This is a genomic window from Microcoleus sp. AR_TQ3_B6 (assembly GCF_036702785.1).
GTDB lineage: Bacteria > Cyanobacteriota > Cyanobacteriia > Cyanobacteriales > Microcoleaceae > Microcoleus.
The window spans coordinates 38,217-58,693 of record NZ_JAUBVJ010000021.1 but is presented as its reverse complement, the minus strand read 5'-3'; the positions used below and the strand labels follow the sequence as shown (position 1 = coordinate 58,693).

General features: G+C 46.3%; 18 protein-coding genes. 11 read left to right on the top strand and 7 right to left on the bottom strand.

The window, feature by feature from the left end; genetic code table 11:
- Positions 1 to 398: 398 nt before the first annotated feature.
- The 3 genes from QUB56_RS12995 (at position 399) to argH (ending at position 3,789) form a co-directional block, all read left to right on the top strand.
- Positions 399 to 1,886, top strand: coding sequence for a PP2C family protein-serine/threonine phosphatase (locus QUB56_RS12995; RefSeq protein ID WP_332955628.1), 1,488 nt, complete (start codon positions 399 to 401; stop codon positions 1,884 to 1,886).
- Positions 1,876 to 2,115, top strand: a complete 240-nt coding sequence (locus QUB56_RS12990; RefSeq protein WP_332955627.1) for a hypothetical protein — start codon at positions 1,876 to 1,878, stop codon at positions 2,113 to 2,115. The genes QUB56_RS12995 and QUB56_RS12990 overlap by 11 nt, the downstream gene beginning before the upstream one ends.
- A gap of 288 nt (positions 2,116 to 2,403) precedes the next feature.
- Positions 2,404 to 3,789 (top strand): argininosuccinate lyase, encoded by a 1,386-nt coding sequence (gene argH, locus QUB56_RS12985; RefSeq protein ID WP_332955626.1) that lies wholly within the window; start codon positions 2,404 to 2,406, stop codon positions 3,787 to 3,789.
- A gap of 99 nt (positions 3,790 to 3,888) precedes the next feature.
- Here the strand turns inward: argH and QUB56_RS12980 are convergent, their stop codons facing one another.
- Entirely contained in the window at positions 3,889 to 4,080 is a 192-nt protein-coding gene (locus QUB56_RS12980; protein WP_041623140.1) for a hypothetical protein, read from the bottom strand.
- Positions 4,081 to 4,572: 492 nt separating this feature from the next.
- Between QUB56_RS12980 and QUB56_RS12975 the strand changes: the two genes are divergently transcribed.
- From QUB56_RS12975 to QUB56_RS12960, 4 genes are all read left to right on the top strand, one after another.
- Positions 4,573 to 4,827, top strand: a complete 255-nt coding sequence (locus QUB56_RS12975) for a redoxin domain-containing protein (protein ID WP_332955656.1) — start codon at positions 4,573 to 4,575, stop codon at positions 4,825 to 4,827.
- Between the two features lie 89 nt (positions 4,828 to 4,916).
- Entirely contained in the window at positions 4,917 to 6,131 is a 1,215-nt protein-coding gene (locus QUB56_RS12970; RefSeq protein WP_332955625.1) for a transposase, read from the top strand.
- 137 nt (positions 6,132 to 6,268) lie between these two features.
- Entirely contained in the window at positions 6,269 to 6,724 is a 456-nt protein-coding gene (locus QUB56_RS12965) for an NUDIX hydrolase (RefSeq protein WP_332955624.1), read from the top strand.
- Between the two features lie 161 nt (positions 6,725 to 6,885).
- Positions 6,886 to 7,692, top strand: coding sequence for an alpha/beta hydrolase (locus QUB56_RS12960; RefSeq protein ID WP_332955623.1), 807 nt, complete (start codon positions 6,886 to 6,888; stop codon positions 7,690 to 7,692).
- Between the two features lie 46 nt (positions 7,693 to 7,738).
- Here the strand turns inward: QUB56_RS12960 and QUB56_RS12955 are convergent, their stop codons facing one another.
- The gene (locus tag QUB56_RS12955; protein WP_332955622.1) at positions 7,739 to 8,653 is read right to left on the bottom strand and encodes a pantothenate kinase; all 915 of its coding nucleotides are present in this window, start codon (positions 8,651 to 8,653) and stop codon (positions 7,739 to 7,741) included.
- Positions 8,654 to 8,970: 317 nt separating this feature from the next.
- Here QUB56_RS12955 and QUB56_RS12950 point away from each other — a divergent pair, with 317 nt between their 5' ends.
- Positions 8,971 to 11,076 carry a GAF domain-containing protein gene (locus tag QUB56_RS12950; protein WP_332955621.1) on the top strand — a complete coding sequence of 702 codons (2,106 nt, stop codon included), beginning with the start codon at positions 8,971 to 8,973 and terminating at the stop codon, positions 11,074 to 11,076.
- A 219-nt stretch (positions 11,077 to 11,295) separates the two neighbouring features.
- Here the strand turns inward: QUB56_RS12950 and QUB56_RS12945 are convergent, their stop codons facing one another.
- Both QUB56_RS12945 and QUB56_RS12940 read right to left on the bottom strand, forming a co-directional pair.
- Positions 11,296 to 12,084 carry an RDD family protein gene (locus QUB56_RS12945; RefSeq protein ID WP_332955620.1) on the bottom strand — a complete coding sequence of 263 codons (789 nt, stop codon included), beginning with the start codon at positions 12,082 to 12,084 and terminating at the stop codon, positions 11,296 to 11,298.
- Between the two features lie 37 nt (positions 12,085 to 12,121).
- Positions 12,122 to 12,952 (bottom strand): DUF975 domain-containing protein, encoded by an 831-nt coding sequence (locus QUB56_RS12940; RefSeq protein WP_332955619.1) that lies wholly within the window; start codon positions 12,950 to 12,952, stop codon positions 12,122 to 12,124.
- An 80-nt stretch (positions 12,953 to 13,032) separates the two neighbouring features.
- Here QUB56_RS12940 and QUB56_RS12935 point away from each other — a divergent pair, with 80 nt between their 5' ends.
- Together QUB56_RS12935 and QUB56_RS12930 are read left to right on the top strand one after the other, a co-directional pair.
- A complete protein-coding gene (locus QUB56_RS12935) occupies positions 13,033 to 14,001 on the top strand; it encodes a stage II sporulation protein M (RefSeq protein ID WP_332955617.1) in 969 nt (322 codons plus the stop codon).
- A gap of 202 nt (positions 14,002 to 14,203) precedes the next feature.
- Entirely contained in the window at positions 14,204 to 15,145 is a 942-nt protein-coding gene (locus QUB56_RS12930) for a hypothetical protein (RefSeq protein WP_332955615.1), read from the top strand.
- On the opposite strand, the gene QUB56_RS12925 is transcribed toward QUB56_RS12930, so the two are convergent.
- From QUB56_RS12925 to QUB56_RS12915, 3 genes are read right to left on the bottom strand one after another with little or no spacing between them, the layout of a single operon-like run.
- Positions 15,123 to 16,451: a DUF58 domain-containing protein gene (locus QUB56_RS12925; RefSeq protein ID WP_332955614.1), complete on the bottom strand. Its 1,329-nt coding sequence runs from the start codon at positions 16,449 to 16,451 to the stop codon at positions 15,123 to 15,125. The two genes, QUB56_RS12930 and QUB56_RS12925, sit on opposite strands and share 23 nt — an antisense overlap.
- A gap of 5 nt (positions 16,452 to 16,456) precedes the next feature.
- Positions 16,457 to 17,407: a MoxR family ATPase gene (locus QUB56_RS12920; protein WP_332955612.1), complete on the bottom strand. Its 951-nt coding sequence runs from the start codon at positions 17,405 to 17,407 to the stop codon at positions 16,457 to 16,459.
- Complete coding sequence (locus QUB56_RS12915) at positions 17,404 to 18,621, bottom strand: DUF4350 domain-containing protein (protein WP_332955611.1); 1,218 nt, start codon at positions 18,619 to 18,621, stop codon at positions 17,404 to 17,406. The genes QUB56_RS12920 and QUB56_RS12915 overlap by 4 nt, the downstream gene beginning before the upstream one ends.
- Positions 18,622 to 19,283: 662 nt before the next feature.
- On the opposite strand from QUB56_RS12915, the gene QUB56_RS12910 reads away from it, so the two are divergent.
- On the top strand, positions 19,284 to 20,477 hold a 1,194-nt coding region (locus QUB56_RS12910), incomplete at its 3' end, for a Calx-beta domain-containing protein (RefSeq protein WP_332955610.1).

Here is a 20,477-nt window from a genome sequence, read left to right as displayed (position 1 = left end):
TCCGATGCTAAGGGATTTGATATCAAAGCGTGTCAAATTAAGCTCAAATTTAGTATCAGTCTGCTGTCTGATTACAAAGTCTTCCCGAGCCCCCTGGCGTCCCCCTGATAGTCGGGGGGGCAGAAAATGGTCAAAGTCCCCGCAACGATTCGGGGAGCCGCTGCGGTCGGTTGGGCCCCCCAAGTAAAGCAAGGGCCGTGGATTTAGGGGGATATAGACTCAGCTATAAACGAGATTTCTTAAGAATTTCAGACTTAAGTTGATACCAATGTCCGGCGTGCCCAACTTACTTGCTCAAACCAAACTACTTGATCGAAAAAAAACGGGTTTCTGTTCAAGTGGTCCGTAAGTCCTCAATCCTTCCTTTTCCATCTAAGATCGAAAATCACAAATTTAATATGACTGCTGTGCCTTTGCCTCGCCCCTCACCTCAACCTGCTGACCGCCCTCAGGGTCGCAATTCCACCGACGCGACGCCAGTATTTGCCCTCAAAGAACTGGTGGCGCGCTTGCACCGATACCAGCACAACGTTCAAGATATGTTGGGTTCGCTGGGATTTGCCCTGCGCAGTTTTAACAATCTCAACCAATTTTTGGAGTTGGTGCCTTTGGTGGCGACTCGCGTTACTGACGCCGACGGGGGAGCTTTAGTGCTTTTTAAACCCAACGGTCAAGTCAGGTTCCAGCAGTTGCACTGTCAGGAAGGACGGCAGTGCCAAGATATGCGAAAAGCGCTGGAAATAGCCACCAGGCAAGCTACAGCAGGTGCGGGCGCGAATGCTGCATCTTTTTCGGAAACCTCTGGGCAAACCTCTAGTCTCGACCTGCAAGTCGGCCGTTATTTGGGCCCGGATGTTCATTTGTTTGGGGCGCCAATTTTAGTTAAGAATTTGGAATGCGGACGGCTTTATGTTTTTAGCAGTGACCCGCAATATCTCTGGACTCCCAGCAGACAGAAATTAGTTCGGTTGGTGGCGGATCAAACCGCCGTGGCGATTTGCAAAGATGAACTTACTGTTAAGTTGGCTGAAAAAGACCGCTTAGACAGAGAGTTAGAAATCGGGGCGGAAATTCAATTGCGGCTGCAACCCCGCAGTTGTCCGAAAATTCCCGGCCTTGACGTGGCCGCCCGCTGCCAAACTGCTAGCAGGGTTGGCGGAGATTATTATGATTTTATTCCCGCTGACTATGACCCGATCGGCAAGGAAGATGAGGGGGAACACCCCCCATCCCTGATTAAAAATCTCAAGTCCAAAATCGACAAGGGTCGCTGGAGCATTGTGATCGGCGATGTGATGGGCAAAGGAGTGCCGGCTGGCCTGTTGATGACGATGACACGGGGTATGCTGCGAGCCGAGGTTTTGAACCGGCACTCGCCTGCGAGAATTTTGCAACATTTAAACCGGGTAATGCACGCGGATTTGGAAAATTCCCACCGTTTTGTGACTCTGTTTTATTCGGAGTATGACCCGAAAACTCGCGTTCTGTCTTACAGCAATGCAGCTCACCATCCGCCTTTGCTGTGGCAAGCTGCAACTAATTCGATTCTTCAGCTCGATACTTTGGAGGGAATGTTAATTGGGCTGGAGGCTGATTCCCACTACCAAGAAGCCCATGTTCAATTGCAGCCAGGAGATACTATTATTTATTACACAGATGGATTTACGGATGCTGCTAATCAAAGGGGCGATCGGTTTGATGAGGATAACTTGACCTCGGCTTTTCAGTGGGCCTGTCAAAATTATCAGCATTCTGAAGAAATTTTGGATTATTTGTTCGATCGGGTTCACCAGTTTATCGGCATCGGCAATCGCAATGAAGATGACATGACACTGGTTGTACTTAGGCTAACAGCTTCTTCAGGAGAAAATAACCATGATAGTTAATTTAATGCCGGAAATTACTGCTGGATTAACCAGCTCGATAAATTGGAACGATGCTGCTAACCTGTTAGTTTTGAAATCTCATTTGAACTCGACGGTGGTTTTGGGTCAAAGCTACGACATTTTTGCGGATTTCCAAAAAGCTTGGAACAATTTTGTTTCCACTGGTCAAATAGGAGCTTTTTTTATAGGTGTTTTTGTTGGCTGGTTCATTAAAGGGATTATTCCTTAGAGTTATTGTCTTTGAAGGTATCGGGAACGGATTAAAAAGGTTTTTCGCCAAAACTTGACTTCTTTATGATGCAGCAAAAGTTTCACAATTTTGTAGTCAAGACTTCAGTTTTTTGGGGTCAACAGATGTATAAAAAGTTGGTGGTCAGGACGTGAGTTTTTTCTTGCCGAATTTGGGAGGGATGACTTTAGTCCAGACTACAAACCGGAGGAAGGACTAAAGTCTTTGCTACAAATCGGTTTTTATAGACTTCTGCAAGAGATATATAATCTAGTTTTAGCTTGAGCAATGACAACACAACAAAAAACTTGGAGTCAAAGATTTGAATCGGCGCTGCACCCGGCGATCGCCCGATTCAATGCTAGTATTGGCTTCGATATTGAATTGATTGAGTACGACTTGACGGGTTCTGTCGCTCACGCTAAAATGCTGGCAAAAACGGGGATTATTTCCGCAGCAGAAGGCGAACAGTTAGTCAATGGTTTGGAACAGATCCGATCCGAATACCGCCAAGGGCTTTTTGTACCGGGAGTTGAGGCAGAAGACGTTCACTTCGCTGTAGAGAAGCGGCTGACGGAGATCGTGGGAGATGCGGGGAAAAAGCTGCACACGGCCCGATCGCGCAACGACCAAGCAGGTACTGATACTCGATTGTATTTGCGCCATCGCATTGCAGAAATTCGAGATCAATTGCGGGAATTTCAAGGGGTTTTGCTCGACATTGCCGATCGTAACGTGGAAACTTTAATCCCGGGTTACACTCATTTGCAGCGCGCTCAGCCGATCAGTTTGGCTCATTACCTGTTAGCTTATTTTGAAATGACCGATCGCGATTGGGAACGCCTCGGCGATATCTACAAGCGGGTGAATATTTCGCCTTTGGGTTGCGGCGCCCTGGCGGGGACGACTTTCCCGATCGACCGACATTATACTGCTGAGCTCTTGCAATTTGACAAGGTTTATGCTAACAGCTTAGATGGAGTGAGCGATCGAGATTTTGCCATAGAATTTCTCGCTGCCGCCAGCTTGATTATGGTACACCTGAGCCGCTTGTCAGAAGAAATGATTTTGTGGTCTTCTCACGAATTTGGATTTATTACGCTCAAAGATAGCTGCGCTACGGGTTCTAGCATCATGCCCCAGAAAAAAAATCCCGACGTGCCGGAGTTGGTGCGGGGCAAAGCGGGGCGGGTATTCGGTAACTTGCAAGCCTTGTTGGTAGTAGTGAAGGGACTTCCTTTGGCCTACAACAAAGATTTGCAAGAAGATAAAGAGGCTTTGTTTGATACCGTGAGAACGGTACAGGGTTGCTTGGAAGCAATGACGATTTTGCTGCGGGAAGGAATCGCGTTTAATGGCGAGATCCTCGCCGCGGCCGTTACCGAAGACTTTTCTAACGCTACAGACGTAGCAGACTACTTGGCCGCCAAAGGCGTTCCCTTCCGGGAAGCTTACAACCTCGTAGGCAAAGTCGTCAAAACTTGCCTCTCGGGGGGCAAACTCCTCAAAGATTTGACACTTGAGGAGTGGAAAGACTTGCACCCAGCCTTTGATACAGACATTTACAGCGCGATCGCACCTCAGCAAGTGGTGGCGGCTCGCAATAGTTACGGGGGTACCGGGTTTGAACAAGTGAAAAAATCACTTATCGCTGCGCGCGATCGGATCGCCTAAACATCGTGGAGTTATTGGACAAATTCCGGCTGGCTATCTCTCCTTAAAACGATCGTGTTGTCCACTCTGGTTCTAAGTTCGGCAGATAGCCTGACTCAATTAATCTTCAGCAGCAGCCATGTCTTTGTCCTGTCTGCCGCCGCTCATGGCGCCCATGCCGCCACCGTTGCCACCGTCAAATCGCCTTCTCTTGTTGGAGAACATATCTTGATTTCTCCGCTTGCGAAACTTGCGAGCGTATGCTTGATTTCGTTGTGCCTTCTCTTTCTTGAGATTGCGGCGCTTAGCCATTCTGACCTCACTAATAAACATTGACATTCCCCGGGCGTCAAAGCCCGGGGATTCTTAAGGTTGACACTCTGTGGCACTCTTGGTGACTTAGATTCTTGGTTCAGCGAAGCCACTTGCTTGCGACAGGATTGCGACCGCCGCATTATAAGTGTCTTCTCCCCAAGCGTGAATTCCGATATGCCCTACCGTACTCGATCAGTTCTCTTTAATGTAGCTAGGTTTTGTTCAAATTTAGCTTTCCTAAACCGCAACACCGTTAGGTGTGACTACGCACTCAACTAATCCAGTTAAGTTTTTACGTTGTCTAGTTATACTCAATTTTAGACCGATGACGATCATAGCACACCCAGCACCAGACCCCGAAAAAAGAACACGGGGATTCAAGTCGCTTGGCATCCAGGCGCGATCGGGACGCAATGTTTTCAATCTCAAGCGTTTTATACACTCTTGACAAATACGACAAAGGACGGTAAGGTACCGTGACTCACGCTCCTGTCTTGGGCCTGCCCCACCCGCGAGACCTCCGGGGCCCACATTCTTGCAGATTTTCGAGGGCGACGAGTTGTACTGTACTTTTACCCTCGGGATAATACCCCAGGCTGTGCGACTCAAAGCCCGAAGTCGCGCAGGCAAACTACGGCTGGTACGGAGTCAAAAAAATTATGGGAAAAGAATTTATGGGAATTATTCGATCGACCGATCGCGATCGACCCTGATGGTAGGATTGAAGATGTTTACCGAAAATAATGGGTTTAAAGCCTCCCCCTTTTAGGGGGACTTTTAATCAAAAAGAAGCCTTAAAAATAGCAGGGCTGTTTTTAATATACACTTGAGAAATGCTAAACCTGACTTATACCTACGCTTTAAAGCTAACGCAACAGCAGATCCAGACCTACGAGATGTGGCTAGAAACGGCTCGCAAGGTCTGGAATTTTGCGCTAGCCGAGCGCAAGGGTTGGTATAACTCAAGGTCGTGCCGGATAGACGCTTGCAGTCTCAAGACTGAATACATCATTCCAGCAGATGCCCCCCGACCCACATTTGCTTCCCAGTGCAAAGCTTTAACTCAAGCCAGAAAAAACAACCCTAACCTCAATGCCGCGCATTCTCAAATACTGCAACAGGTATTGAGAAGGTTGGAGAAAGCTTTCATTGGGATGTGGGAGTCAGGAAGAGGTTTTCCTCGGTTCAAAAAACAGGGGAGAATGCGCTCGCTGCTATTCCCTCAGTTGGGTGTCAATCCCGTCAAACAAAATCAAGTTAAACTTCCTGGCGCGGGTTGGGTCAAAATGCGAATGTCTCGTCCTATCCCGGACGGTTTTGTTGCTAAGCAAGCGCAATTGGTAAAACGGGGATCCGGTTGGTACGTGATGCTAACGTTGCAAGCCGATGTTGGTGTTCCCCATGTCATGCCACACGGGCAAGCTGTGGGTATAGATCTAGGGTTAAAAAGTTTTTTGGCAACTTCAACGGGAGAGCAAATCGCTAGACCTCGATTTTTTGTAGACCTCCAAGGGAAGCTGAAATTGCTTCAACAGCGAGCTAGTCGCAAAAAATTAGGGTCAAACAATTGGCAAAAAGCGCAAGCCAAAGTTGCTAGGTTGCACGAACATATTCGCGACACTCGCAAAGATTTTCATTTCAAGTTGGCGCATAAACTCTGCGACGAAGCTGGAATGATATTTGCTGAAGACTTGAACTTTAAGGCTTGGGCGAAAGGGATGTTTTCCAAACACACCCTAGACTCCGGGTTTGGAGAGTTTCTCTCAATCCTAGAGTGGATATGCTGGAAGCGGGGAGTCTATTTTGCCAAGGTGAATCCGGATGGAACCAGTCAAATTTGCCCGAATTGCAACCATCATACGGGCAAGAAAGAGTTAAGCCAACGGATTCATCGGTGCGGCGAATGTGGATATGAAATTGATAGGGACGTTGCCTCCGCTCAAGTAGTGAGGCAACGTGGACTTGCAGCCGTAGGACATACGGTTCAGATGCTTGGCGAGGGGTTAAGCACTCGTTCCCTCATGACCCAAGAATCTTCGCCCTTCTAGGGCCCAGAGTGTCAAGCAGCGGAGATATTAGCAGACTTGCCAGACTAGGGGCGTGAATGAAAAATTAAAAATTAAGACTCCCGATCCCAGAGCTAGGAAGTCTGAAATTACTTTCTCCTAAACAAGCTTTTGAGTTTATGCGTCGATTGTGGCAAATTGTACAAACTGTGCTGGGGCTAATTTTTCGACATCCCGTCACTGGTACTGCGGTGATTCCCGTATTGCCTGACGGGCGAATTGTGTTAATTCGCCGCCGCGACAACGGTCGCTGGGGACTGCCCGGAGGTATGGTGGATTGGGGAGAGGATATTCCGACGACAGTGCGTCGGGAATTAGCGGAGGAAACAGGACTCGATTTAGTCAAAATCCGTCGCTTGGTGGGCGTTTATTCGGCTGCCTCGCGAGATCCTCGCCTGCACTCGATTTGTATCGTGGTAGCAGCAGAGGTGCAGGGAAAGATGCAAGTTCAGGATACGCTGGAAATTAGCGAGGTTGAGGCTTTTTTGCCCGCATCGCTGCCTCCGGGCACGCTCAGCCATGATAACGACCAGCACTTACAGGACTATTTTCAAGGCCTGACCACTTTGGCGTAAACTGGCGGGGCATCTAAATTGGTGCAGCCAAGTCCGAAATTACCAAAGCCGTCAAAAGTTCTCTGGTCCTGGGTGGAATTAATTTTTAATGTTTTCCTACTTTTATTCACAATCTCTGAACATTAAATTAATCATCTTTTTATTGCTAAATATTTAACCGGATGTACTCACCGCTACGCAATTCTCGGGTCAAACTCTCTGTAGGGCAAATCTTTTGGCACGAAGTCGGTCAAGGCCCGAATTTAGTATTTTTGCACGGTTCTTGGCACGACAGCAGTCAGTGGCTGAGGACGATCGAACATTTGAGCCCCTACTACCAATGCTTCGCACCGGATTTGCTGGGGTTTGGCGACTCGGAACGCCCGAATATTCATTATTCGATCGATCTGGAAGTAGAATGTCTCGCCCAATACCTCGATACTTTGAAGCTGCGAGAGGTTTATTTAATCGGTCACTCTGTGGGCGGCTGGGTGGCTGCCAGCTACGCTATCAAATATCCCGCGAGAGTTCAGGGTTTGGTGTTGTTGGCCCCTGAAGGCGTCAAAGTTGGCAACCGGCGGGGGCGGTGGCAGACGGCTAACTGGCTTTACAGCAAACCACCGCTGGCTTTCTGGTTGCTACGATCGATCTATCCAATTGCTAAGTTGCTCGGCCGCCAAAACAAGATTGATGGACTGCTAAAGTTCAGACAGCAGTTGATGCAGTCCCCAGTTGCCGTGGAGTTGCTGTTCCGGCGCCGGCCGGCCGAAATTACAGCGGAGCTAGTTGATGAGAATTTGCCTTTGCTGAAAGCGCCTGTTTTGCTGTTGCACGGTTCTGAAGATACCCCCTCCGCTTCGTCTCTGTGTCAATCCTATGCTGCTCTGGCTCCTAATGCCGAACTGCAATTTGTCAGTCCTGGGAAAAGCAATTTGCCGCAGGAAGTCCCGGAGATTGTTGCTAAGTATATTCGAGAATTTGCTAAGTGAATTGGTAATTGGTAATTGGTAATTGGTAATTGGTAACAGTCAACAGTCAACAGTCAACAGTCAACAGGCTAATTCCCCAAAAGATAGCCTCTGGTGCGTCAATTAAGGCCCAGGAAGCCGTCTGGGGAAAGGCGGCGGTGAGGTATTTTAAAAGCAAAGTTCGATCGCCCCCCGTGAGTGCAATTTTGCTATCAGGAAACAAACACCGCCAATCTTCTATAAAATCCCTAACTCCTGCCACCGTCGCATAGACAACTCCACTTTGAATGGCCCCAGCAGTGTCTTTCGCCCAGCGATGCGGCAGATTTTCTGGTAAGCTGACTAAGGGTAATCCAGCGGTTTTTTTACCTAGCGACGATAACTGCAAACCCAAACCCGGTAAGATGGCGCCCCCAACTAAATACCTATTGACATCAGCCCCAGTAAATGTTAAAGCTGTACCAGCATCTATAAGTAAAATTGGCCAACCGAATTGGTTGCCAGCGCCAAGTACAGCCAAAGCTCTGTCAATTCCCAGGGTAGGATAGAGTCCCCCGATCGGCAACTGGTCTAAAGTAATAATCCGGACATCTGGATAACTCTGCCAAATGGCTGTTTGTTGGGGAACAACTGAGGCTAAAACTAGAGGCAGCGGAACTAAAGAAAGTGTGTGAGGACTAGAAAAAGCGCCAGTAGCAGTTCGACAAAGGAGATTTTGAGCAGATATTTCCTCGATCGACCTCATTACTGTTTGCACCAAATATTCTGCCTTTTCCTCCTCGGAGACTCGGGAAACAGCATCAGCATTGAGATGCTCTGTATCCCATGTTTTCTCCAGAGTTTGGCCGGCAAATAATCCCCAGTGCAGCCGCGAATTGCCGATCGCTAAAGCTATTTTAATCTGGCCTTTACCTCTTAATCCAGATGTAAGGTTGTGGCTACAAGGTGGCGAAGGAAAATTGTCCGGAATTGAGTTTTCCATGTCGATCGAGGGCGCGCGCAAAGATATAACTAAAGAGGTATTTTAGATTAATTTTCTTCCCTTAACCGGGCGGTTAACTCTATTTGACATCAGACCAAGTTCAAGGGGCGCGCCAATTAGTATTGTCGGCGGCAGAGCGCATACTTTATATATATAAATATTGGTAAAGCAAATAATTGCTATGCTCAGGCTGCATCCTTTATAATGTCTTAAGATAGTCCAAAAGTCCTGGTAGCTGCGATCGGGCTCTTGGCGGGGTAAGCACAGGTCTAAAAAAACCATGATCGATCACTATACAGTACAAGTGCTGAGTAAATATGTCTTTAAAAATACAAGAACACGAAAACCCCTGGCAGAGAGTAACTTCGCGGTTGCCTGAACATGAAAATTGGAGGCAGGAAGAAAGTCTTTCTCCGCCGGAAGTAGACCAACAAAAAGCCCTAATCTTGCAGATGCAGCAGCAAGTTCAGTTATCAAACTTGCTGAACCAAATTAATAACGAAATTCGCAGTACACTTGACATAGAAGAAATTTTGACATCGGCCTGCCGATTGCTGGGGCAAGCGCTACAGTCCAGCCGCGTGAGCATTTTAGTCAAAGAATCAAATACAGACAAAACTTTAGTCACGCGGGGAGAGTACAACACGGGGGACTATCCGATCCAACTGGGCATGAAAGTACCGATGACTGACAATCCGCATTTGACTGCTGTCGTGTCTCAGCAAGAGTCGCTAGCAGTGACGAAGTTTCTCGATTTTCCGGGATTGAACCCACAAACCAGAAAAATTGCCGAAGCTTTGGAAATTAAGTCAATGCTGGCAGTAGCTACTCGCTATCAAGGTGAAATGAATGGCATAATTGGCTTGCATCAGTGCGATCGCGAACGGGAATGGACCCATTGGGAACAGCAACTTTTAGAAGGAGTAGCATCGCAATTGGCGATCGCGATCAATCAAGCCAAACTCTACAGCAAAACCCGGCGCCAAGCCGAACGAGAATCGCTGCTGCGGCTGATCGGCAACCAAATTCGCAGTACCCTGGATCTGGGAACTATCCTGGAAACAGCGGTGAGGGAAGTTCGCCAACTGTTGCAGTGCGATCGAGTAATTATTTACCAGTTTCAAGACAACTGGCAGGGAAAAGTTGTTGTTGAAAACATGACGGTTCCTTGGCCTTCAATTTTAGGAGATATGGGGGCGGATAAGTGTTTCCGGGGAGATTACGCCGAGCTTTACCAGCAAGGGCGAGTCAAAGCAATTAATGATATTTTCAATGCCGGTTTAGAGTCTTGCCACGTTGATTTCTTAGACCGTTTGCAGGTAAAAGCTAATCTGATTGTCCCGATTGTTACCTCCCGAAGTGAAGAAGATTCAATCCCTACAGCCGGAAGTTCTAATTTAAAATTTCCCGGTAAACTGTGGGGTTTGCTGATCGCTCACGAGTGCGGGGATACCCGCAATTGGCAGCGGCAAGAAATGGAGCTGCTGTCGCAGCTAGCCGACCAAATGGCGATCGCCATTCAGCAAGCAGAACTTTACAGTAAAGTCCGAGAAGCTGCGGTCAAATCTCAAGCTCAAACCCAGCAATTGCAAGCAGCGTTCCAAGAATTGCGAGCGACACAGCAGCAATTGATTCAAAGCGAAAAAATGTCAGGTTTGGGGCAAATGGTAGCGGGAATTGCTCACGAAATTAACAACGCCAACAATTTCATCCACGCTAACTTGTTTCACGCTCAAGAATATTTTCAACTCTTGAACGAAGCTCTCGAATTGGCCGGGAATGCCTGCCCGGAAGCAGCGGAGGCAATAGTCAGAATCAATGAAGAACTAGAACTGGATTACATTCGAGAAGACTTTGGTAAACTGGTCAATTCAATGCGGGAAGGCAGCGGCAGGATTCGCTCGATCGTGACGACGCTGCGTAATTTTTCTCGTTTAGACCACGCTGAATTAAAAGCGGTAGATTTGAATGAAGGTTTAGAAAGCAGTTTCATGATGCTGCAAAATAAGCTAAAAACCAATATCAAAATCGACAAACAATACGGCAGTTTGCCGCCCGTCAAATGTCATGCCAGTCAAATCAACCAAGTATTTTATAATTTGATTGACAATGCTTTAGATGCGCTCGACTCAGCCCTCAAACCGGGGGAATTAACCATCCGCAGTTGGCAAAGCGAGCCGGACTGGGTAACAATCTCTATCCGCGACACCGGCTGTGGCATTCCAGCAGAAATTCAAGACAAGATTTTTGACCCGTTTTTTACTACTAAACCTGTGGGGAAAGGCACTGGTTTGGGACTTTCAGTGTGCTATCAGGTAATTGTTCAAGCTCACGGCGGCAAGCTGAGCTGCGTCAGTCAGGTTGGCGAAGGAACTGAGTTTATTGTAGAGTTGCCGGTGACCAATCAGAGGGTAAGTGCATAATTCCTGCTTTAGTCAGATTAATGACCAAGAATTTCAAAGGTGGTACCCGCCACGTGATTTATCCGTGGAATCAATCCCTTTTCGAAAATCGAAAATCCTCAAGAAAGAGCATTTATCCGTGGGGTCAATCTAAAATCTAAAATCGAAAATCTAAAATCGATTGACCAATGCCCAATTCCCTATGCCCGTGGATTTATAAGTAATTAACCGGGCTTGATATTAATTGTCAACTTGCTGCTGATAGGCCTGATAAACAGCCTCTAAAAAGACATTAGCATCAACTTTTGTTGGCATTTTTTCCCAACCTATGATTTGTTTAACTTGAGTAGCCAGTTGTTTGCTCAATTCATTTCGGGCATTAGGTATCATCCCTTCGCGCCGCTGTAAATACTCTCGAATTACAGCAAAATCTTCGGGCAGCAAACTGGAAATATCGGCTTCTATCAGCAGTTTATTTGCTAGGGATTGAGCCGATGTTGATACTTTCAATGCAGCAGTTGTCAGAGGTTGTTCTTCTTGAATTACCAGGGTGCCTCCTACCAAATCTCCTAAACGTTTTTCCCGCTGGTTGAACACTATGAAAAATACACCTATAAAAAATAAGTCGTCAAAAGGTCGCAGCAAAGCCCTTAGTGTTGATTGCTGAAGCCTGACTCGACGGCCATCATCCCGAATTACTCGGATTTTGACATAACGCTTGCCTGGTGTTTGACCAGACCACACCGTTTCATAAAATACAAAGTAACCTACATAAATGAAAAAACCAATTAATGCCTGAACTGCTATCAACCAGAGTGCTAAGCCCTTGGTACTTCCTAGCAACTTTGCGAGCGTCTCAAGCAACACTGAATTAAATATCAGCGCACCTAATAGAAACACTACTATAATCAAACCTAAAATGATATAGTCTATCAGCAATGCGTATGCTCGGTTGCCAATTCCCGCTAAAGTAAATTCGAGTTCTACACTTTCGGGAGTGTGGAGAGTGAATCGATTAAAAAGTCGCATAAATTTGAGCAAATTTTATGTTGTGACTGAGGCTGAATTAGCGATCGCGGATTTGCAAATCCAAACCTTCTTTGCGGCTGCGCAGGTCGTAGTAGATAATCGCTTTCATAGCCTGCCAAAAAGGAGTCACAAGCGCACTGCTGCCAAAGCTCAATGGCAAAATCATAAGATAATAAACTAAGTAAAATATACCCGATTCTGCGCCCAAAACTGCCCTTAAAAAACTTTGAATGCTCACAGTAAGTATCTGCATAACAATTGTGAGGGGGAGTGAAACCAAAATGCCCACAAAAACTATCCACTGAATGCGTCCCACCGACCCCTTAGTTAACTCCCAACTGCGACCGATTGCTGAACTAGCACCTATATTATTTTCGATCGCCAGCGGCAACTCAACAACCAGCAAGCGAGAGAGAAGTCGGATATAGATAATTAAGAAAGCAATGACCGTAACTACTACCAGCAAAACTGCAACAATTGGGGAATTTTGCCGAAAGATAGCAGCCGCCCCCACTGCCAATATTGCCATAGCGATCCCACCTACCAAGGATACCCCCATGTAAATCAGAAATGTCAATATACCCGCCCCGAAAAAACTCCACATCCGAGGGTTCACCTCACGGCGAGCATCACTGACAGTCTCTGGCTTTTCCCTAACTTCACCGAAAGCCAGACGAGAAATGAGTCCTGAGATAGCAGAATATTTAGCCCAACCGTAAATCGGAACTAACAACCATAGAGAAGCTACCAATGCCAAACCAAAGTATGACTTAAAATGGTCGCGGTAAATCCGCAAGCTAGCACTAACAACATTACCGACGCTCAAGGGGCCTGTTTGTCCAGAATAACTAAGATTTTTTTTAGGCATGACTGGATGGTTGTGGTTGTGTGAGGCGGAAAATTTACCACTATCTTAAGCTATATCTAATAGAACGTAGAGAAAACTTTATGAATATTAAACGTTGGATCGCGCGGCGGGAACCCAACTGGAAACGGTTGGACACTCTTTTACAGCAAGTAGAAAAAAAGGGGCTAAAGTCCCTAGCTGCGTCTGAAATCACGGAATTAGCGAGTTTGTACCGTTCTGTTTCGGCGGATTTGGCTAGGGCGAGGACAAATGAAGTCGGTAATATTTTGTTACAAGATTTGCAAAGGTTAACTTCTCGCGGCTACACCCAAATTTACCAAGGTTCGCGCCGCCAAGATTGGGAAGCTGTAGTGGAGTTTTGCCGCTGGGGTTTTCCGGCTACGGTACAGCAGACTTTTGGTTATACGGCGACTGCGACGGGTATTTTTTTAGTAATGGCGTTGATTGCTTGGTGGTTTGCTTGGCAAGATCCGGTGTTTTTGTCCCTAGCAGTTCCTGGACATTTGATTACAACGGTACGCGATGAGGGGAAATTGTGGATGGGTTCAATTGTGGGAATCGAACCTTTAGCTTCTAGCGGTATTATGACTAACAATCTATCCGTATGTTTTGCGGCTGTTGGGGGAGGGATTGTTTTCGGTCTTTACACAGTTTATCTTATGGCATTTAATGGAGTGATGATCGGCGCGATCGCCAGTTTAGTAGCTCAGCACAATTTAGCTTACCCTTTTTGGGCCTTTGTATTTCCTCACGGTTCCCTGGAATTGCCGGCGATTTTTTTAGCTGGCGGCGCTGGTTTAATCATCGCCCGCGCCATCTTTTTTCCTGGCAAATATCGTCGTGCTGATGCCATGAAATTTTACGGTACTCAAGCTGCACAATTGGTATTTGGAATTGTGCCGATGCTGCTAATTGCTGGTACGATCGAGGGTTTTTTCTCGCCAAATCCGGCAATTCCCGATCCGTTGAAGTATTTGGCTGGGATCGGGTTGTTTGCGCTGTTGGTGATGTATTGCAGTAAAAGGCGATCGGCTGAAGTTCCTAGATAATTCGGCGAGTCAAATCCGGGCGATCCCCCTCGCATCCCCCGCCGGGACTTTGAGGACTTCCGGTTCCCCCCGACCTAAGCTAGGGGGGCTAGGGGGGATCTAAATCTAACGGTCAAACAGCAGTCTGTGAATACATTTGACGTTAAATTGCCCAAAATAGCACCTTACCTACCCATATCGAGTCCAGTAATTAATTAAAATCATGACTGTTACTAACATCCCCTCTCCCGAAGACAATCCTTTTTTTCTCATCAAGGTTCGGCATATATTTGGATGGTACTTCTTATTGGGTATAGGCATTTACGTTCAAATAAGAATGATTAACTCTACAAGGGGGATACCGTTGGACGATAAAACACCATTAGATCCATTAGTTGAGGCAATACTTGGAATTTATTTATCGATTTTGATACTGGCTCTGGTGTGGCGACAATGCAGGCTAGCGGGAATTGAAATTAAATATCTGGTTGGTAAAGTTCCCGATCGCTACCAGTGGTTGGCATTAGTAGGTCTTGCGATCGCTAGCGTGGTTTTCGCACTAGGTGTATTCCGAATATTTTATTATCCTTTGTCTTTTATTGTACCTTCTTTTGTTGAAAAAATACTGAGTGATAATAGAAATAGCAGTATTTTAATTAAAGGTTCAAAAACCTTTTTTCCAGCGTTTTACTACTTGAATTTAGCTATCTATTATGCACTATCTACCATATTTTCTGCCTTTATTTTCCTAGCTATTTTCTTACACAGATGGGCGGCAAAATGGGGAAATACCCGAGCAATAATAGCTTTTTTCCTACTGTCTCTAATTTCTTATAATTTTATATATAGTGTTATTGCAACCTTCATACACGCAATTTTGTATGTAAAAACCCGCAGCTTACTTGTATTAATAATTTTTATAGCTGTGAAAAATATTATTTGGGTAATTTGGGATTTGTCATCTACAACATTTTTAGACAATCAACCAGGAAGCACTCTAGATGTATTTCGATCGCAAATACAGCTAGGCGTCTTGTTTTTTGCTTTGTCAGCCCCTTGGGTAATCGGTTTCATCTACAAAAACTGGTCGGTTCTCAAAGGGCCTTTACCTTACTTTGCGAATGCTGCGGAAGCTGAGAAGATTAAAGCTGATTCCGAGACTTAAGTTGCAAATATCGGTTAACTAATTGCTCGCTAATTTGATTGGCTGGTGCATCCAAAACCAAAACTCCTTTTTGTTTCAACTGTGCAAAAGCTACCTGACGCTGTGCTAGTAAATCTAATGCTACAGCACGATTATAAGCAGGTGTAATTTCCACCGTGGAAGTGTGAGCGATTTGGTCAACTAGAGGGTCGCGCAAAGTTACGCAAAAAGGCAAATAACGAGGTGTTAAACGCGCTAAAGCCGAAAGCATTTCCGTAGATGCGGTAACGTCTACTAAATCAGTAATGAGCACTACTAATGCACGGCGAGTTTGTTGAGTTACTAATTTAGTTACAGCACCAACATAGTCTGGTTCTAACAAAACTGGCTGAATTGGCGCCAGGCGTTCAATTAATTTAGAGTGTTGATGTTGACCGCCTTCCGGGGGTATCCAAGTCGTGATTTCCCGATCGAACACACCGACTCCCACGCGATCGCCCCGATTTAGTCCAGCCAAGGCTAAAGACAGGGCTGCATTAACTCCCCAGTCAAAACGCTTCAAACCCTGCACTCGCGCCGTCATCAGCCGTCCCCTGTCGAGTAAAACAATCAAAGTTTGCTCTTTTTCTGGTTCTAAAACTCTGATTAAAGGGCGCGATCGCCTCGCAGTAGCTTTCCAATCAATCAAGCGAGGATCGTCACCAATACCATATTCCCGCAGTTCGGCAAATTCAGTTCCCATGCCGAGTTTTTGTAACCGCCGCATTGTGCCGCTATTTTCCAATGTTAGCCGAATAGAGAGTTCTTTCAACATCACTAAATCGGGATAAACGGCCACTTTTTCACTAGCAGGTATTTTCCAGTCGTTCCATGCTAAACCCCAGTTTCCCAACTGCCGCACTTGAATGTCTCCCCACTTATATTCTCCGCGACTTGACGGGCGGATTGTATAAGTTAATTCCCGATCGCTGTTAGGGTTGAGGTCGGCTTCCAGCAGCGGTGGAGAGACATCAAACTCTAGCGGATAGGAGTCGCGCAGGCGAATTTTAGCTGTTTGATTTGCCGTTAGCGCAGCCCTCGGAGACGATCGCACTGACAGTAAAACCGGATTGTCTCGCCCAACCGAAAGTCTGTGCAACGGATGGCGTGTCACTTGCACCCGATGAGATTTTACGCGCAGTGCGTCGGTAATGGCTAAACCGATAATTAAACTGTCAAATAGCAAAGTGGCGATAATACTTGTCTGCTGATTTACCAGCATAGCGAGCAAAAGGGCGATCGGAATGGCGATCGCTAACAGGAAATAAAGGCGAATAGAAGGAATCATTTTGTTTACCTCGGTACAGCAACTTGTTTTAATACCGAAGCAATTACCGAATCAATTTGCAGGCCATCTAGCAGCGATTCTGGTTTAAGAATCAGACGGTGACGCAAAAGCGGCAGTGCGATCGCCTTGACATCATCAGGAGTAGTATAATCCCTGCCGGCTAGCCAAGCGTGAGCTTTACTACTTTGCAACCAAGCTACTGCAGATCGCGGAGAAGCACCCAATGCCAAATCCGGATGTTTTCGCGTATTGTGTACCAAAGCTAGCACGTAATCGAGCACTTTCTCTTCTACTTTGACAGTTTGTACTGCTTGACGGGCGCTAATTATTTGCTCTACCGTTGCTAAAGATTTTATCTTAGCTAAATCGAGGCGTTTAGCGCGAAATCCTGCCTCTGCGTTCAGCAACATTTGCTTTTCGGCGGCTGCATCGGGATAGTCAACCACAAGTTTAAATAAAAATCGGTCTAACTGAGCTTCTGGTAGCGGGTAAGTGCCTTCAAATTCTAGGGAATTTTGAGTGGCGACCGTCCAAAATAATTCTGGCAGAGCTAAAGTCTCACCGTCTAACGTTACCTGCTGTTCTTCCATTGCTTCTAGCAGTGCTGACTGAGTTTTCGGAGGGGTGCGATTAATTTCATCTGCCAGCAAAACTTCAGTAAACACTGGCCCTTTTTTCAGGGTAAAACTGTGGCTGTCAAAATCAAAAATATTCGTTCCCAATATATCAGACGGCAAAATATCCGGCGTTAGTTGAATGCGACGAAAATCTGCTTGTATCAATTGGGCGATCGCTTTTACAAGTAGAGTTTTCCCGGTTCCAGGAACTCCCTCAACAATCACGTGTCCGCCGCTCAAAAGTGCCACTAGCAACTGCTGTACTGTGGAAGATTGACCCACAACTATTTTGTCAAGGGCTTGGCTGAGGCGTTTAAAAATCGAGTTTGTTTCGCTCATTTTAGATTTTTCCTGTCAGAGGGGAGATGTTGACGGATCTGCTGCCATTTACCCAACCAGGCTAGCAAATCTGAATCGCTGATTCGGCGTTTATGAGATGGCGAGGGCAGAAGTTCTGACAATTCTGCCGCTTTTCGCCCTGTTTGCTCAACCCAAGCATTTGTTAGGGTTTCACTTTCCAGCGATGCCTGTCCCAATAATAATGCTTTTTGCAGTTGTAACTGTTCTTCTTTCCCGATAATTTCTACGGCGAAATCAGTGCTGTTTGCTTTTTGCAAAACACCTGCTAGTGCTTGAATGTAAGCTTCGCTGTTGTCAACCTGCGGCGCTGATAAAGTTACAGGCTGTCCAAACCTGTTCCACCCGGCAAAAATAGCAATGAGTAAAATAATTGTACCTTGTATTAAAACGGGAAATAGAGGAGTTTTGGCTAAATAAGTGAATACATTTCCCTCATATTCGCGTTTAAGAACTTCTGGATCTTTGTAACCGTGAATGTATTCGTCTACCCAGACTTTATTGAGGATTTTACTCGTTCCCTGGCTTGGCGGGTTGCTGGAATTTTGGATTAATTTCACTGCTAGAGCCTGTTCGGTTCCTTCTATTTCTTCTTCTCCACCTTCTAATTGAGCAACTAGCCCTGCTAAAAATTCATAGTTACCGGGAAAATCCTGATAAGCATTAGCAGCTAAATGGGATGTGCTGGCAAAATAAACTGTACCCTTTCCCACTGGTTTTTTCCAAACAATGGCCCCAAATTGATCGTCTAAAACTTGTTTTTTATCGCTGGGATATCTCCGCCCCGTGTCAATCTTGATTTGCCCGGCTGAAGCTGGGTGCAAGCTACTAAAAGGTGCTGGTGTCACGGGGGCGCGCACTCCCAAATTTACCAAAGTATTGCCCTGTTCTACCCACTTTTTCTCTGTATCAGAAACATCTTCTGGTATCAATTTACTATAGATACGTAAAAGTGTACTGGGCGGTTTTGCATCTGGATTTTTAGTAAAGTCTTCAAAAGGTTTTTGCCAGCGCTGAACCTCGGTTCCGCGTTTTGACATAAAAGCATACCATGCTCCGTAGCCGTCCGGGGCTCTATTATAAGTAGAACCGCTGTTGACTTGGTTGTTAGCAGGAGCAAATAGTAGGGTAACGATCGTTATTGCAGTAATGGCGATCGATCCCAACAACCACAACCTATTTTTTGATAAGTTCATCGCTCGTTAAGTAAGTAATTAATTACAAATAAATATAACATGATGGCTGGTTTTGAATGAATTAACTCACTCCTCATTCATATAGAACCGATTTGACATCTTGAGGGCGATCGTCAATCACATTACGGATCGGCAATAAACTTGTTTTTTTTAGCGATCGCATTTTTAATCGAATCAGATTTAACTTGCGCCGGCACCTCAATTTTCAGTAATTCCCAACTGGGTTATGCTTAGACATATAAATTCCCGAGTATTTTTACTCATAATTGTCTCGGCTGATTCACTTGGGTCCGCTGAAGCAGCGAACGCGGCCTCTTGGGGGCCCGGAATTTGGGATTTAAGCTGTCCTCTACAGACGTGGAAAACCCGATTTTGATAGGGCTGAAAAAAAAAATCGCAATTTTTCCGGATCTAAAGTTATTATTGATGAAGAAAGCTAACTATCTCTATTAAGTAGGTGCCCGTAGGTGTAACTAATTACACTCTAGTTATCATGGGTAAGAAAGCCTTCAGAAGCATATGGGGTAAGCATTTTTACTGGATTTAGCGGCACTTACGTATGACGAAATGTTTCTTGGAGTGACCGCTCGATATAAAGAAAGCCCAACATCGGGTTTTCAGTCACTTCTACTCCTTAATTATTCATTATCAAAAGAGAAGCAATGGCTACTTCATTTAATGGTTCTTTGGGTCAAACCAATAATTACAGCAGCATCAGTGACCTAATTACACAATGGCCTACTGCCGCCCAGAATCAAGGCATCCAACTGTCTGGGATAACTTTTGATGGCGGGGAAACGAACTACACTAACCCTACTGTCATCAGCAACCTCACGTTAGCAACGAACGAAAACCCTAAAAGCTGGTTGACCTACGGCGCTCCCGCTGGTATTGGTGTCCCATCCTCTTATGATGGTTGGTTCACCGACCCCACTAAAGTTCGGGCGGAAATCAACCATGACCCCAACACCACTAACCCCACTCCATCTCAGGTGCTGAAGGTGAAATGGGCAGATAACCAAGAAATTACTAGCGCCACGATCGGCCTGAGTGGATTACTTCCCAAAGAAAGTCCTGGAGTGGGCGATCAAGGCAATGAAGCTGGTGTGCTGAAACTCTTTAAGGATGGAACGCAGGTATCGGCCACCAATTTTACGATCACTCGCCTCAACGCTCCTGCCACTCCAAAACCGATCGTTGTGTATCCAAGTGGAGTGACTTTCATTGGCGATCGCACCGATGGCAATTTCACATTCCAGATAGTAGGAGACACTCTCACCGGCGCTACTTTTGACGAACTGCAGTTCTCCGCCGCAGCCTACGATAGCCCCACCGCTGCCTACCTCGCCAGCTCCTTCAAAGACGATAGTTCCGACTACCTACTGCGGAGCATTCAATATCAAGGGATTTCTACGCCGACGCCGACGCCAACTCCAACGCCGACGCCGACGCTTCCAAGTCTCTTCCAGTTCGCCCAAGCAAATTACACGGTGGCTGAAGGTGGCGTGGCTACGATTAACGTTACTCGCACCGGTGGCACGGCGGCGGCATCGATTAACTACGCTACTCTTGACGGTTCGGCAAGTTCAGCAGGCACAGCAGCGGATTACACTGGGGCGGCGGGGGTGTTGAATTTTGCTGCGGGGCAAACAACCGCTAGTTTCACCGTGACGGCTTTGAGTGATTTGATTGTGGAATCGCCGGAAACGGTGAATTTGGTGCTCTTCGGTGGCAATGTCAGTAATCCGTCACTTTTGACGATTAATGATGTGCCGCCAACTCCGACGCCGACGCCAACTCCGACGCCGACTCCGACGCCTGCAAGTCTCTTCCAGTTCCAGCAACCAAATTACACG

Excerpts from the sequence above, each read along its gene's own strand:
- QUB56_RS12995 (WP_332955628.1), top strand. The coding sequence starts at position 399 with ATGACTGCTGTGCCTTTGCCTCGCCCCTCACCTCAACCTGCTGACCGC.
- QUB56_RS12990 (WP_332955627.1), top strand. The coding sequence starts at position 1,876 with ATGATAGTTAATTTAATGCCGGAAATTACTGCTGGATTAACCAGCTCG.
- argH (WP_332955626.1), top strand. The coding sequence starts at position 2,404 with ATGACAACACAACAAAAAACTTGGAGTCAAAGATTTGAATCGGCGCTG.
- QUB56_RS12980 (WP_041623140.1), bottom strand. The coding sequence starts at position 4,080 with ATGGCTAAGCGCCGCAATCTCAAGAAAGAGAAGGCACAACGAAATCAA.
- QUB56_RS12970 (WP_332955625.1), top strand. The coding sequence starts at position 4,917 with ATGCTAAACCTGACTTATACCTACGCTTTAAAGCTAACGCAACAGCAG.
- QUB56_RS12965 (WP_332955624.1), top strand. The coding sequence starts at position 6,269 with ATGCGTCGATTGTGGCAAATTGTACAAACTGTGCTGGGGCTAATTTTT.
- QUB56_RS12960 (WP_332955623.1), top strand. The coding sequence starts at position 6,886 with ATGTACTCACCGCTACGCAATTCTCGGGTCAAACTCTCTGTAGGGCAA.
- QUB56_RS12955 (WP_332955622.1), bottom strand. The coding sequence starts at position 8,653 with ATGGAAAACTCAATTCCGGACAATTTTCCTTCGCCACCTTGTAGCCAC.
- QUB56_RS12950 (WP_332955621.1), top strand. The coding sequence starts at position 8,971 with ATGTCTTTAAAAATACAAGAACACGAAAACCCCTGGCAGAGAGTAACT.
- QUB56_RS12945 (WP_332955620.1), bottom strand. The coding sequence starts at position 12,084 with ATGCGACTTTTTAATCGATTCACTCTCCACACTCCCGAAAGTGTAGAA.
- QUB56_RS12940 (WP_332955619.1), bottom strand. The coding sequence starts at position 12,952 with ATGCCTAAAAAAAATCTTAGTTATTCTGGACAAACAGGCCCCTTGAGC.
- QUB56_RS12935 (WP_332955617.1), top strand. The coding sequence starts at position 13,033 with ATGAATATTAAACGTTGGATCGCGCGGCGGGAACCCAACTGGAAACGG.
- QUB56_RS12930 (WP_332955615.1), top strand. The coding sequence starts at position 14,204 with ATGACTGTTACTAACATCCCCTCTCCCGAAGACAATCCTTTTTTTCTC.
- QUB56_RS12925 (WP_332955614.1), bottom strand. The coding sequence starts at position 16,451 with ATGATTCCTTCTATTCGCCTTTATTTCCTGTTAGCGATCGCCATTCCG.
- QUB56_RS12920 (WP_332955612.1), bottom strand. The coding sequence starts at position 17,407 with ATGAGCGAAACAAACTCGATTTTTAAACGCCTCAGCCAAGCCCTTGAC.
- QUB56_RS12915 (WP_332955611.1), bottom strand. The coding sequence starts at position 18,621 with ATGAACTTATCAAAAAATAGGTTGTGGTTGTTGGGATCGATCGCCATT.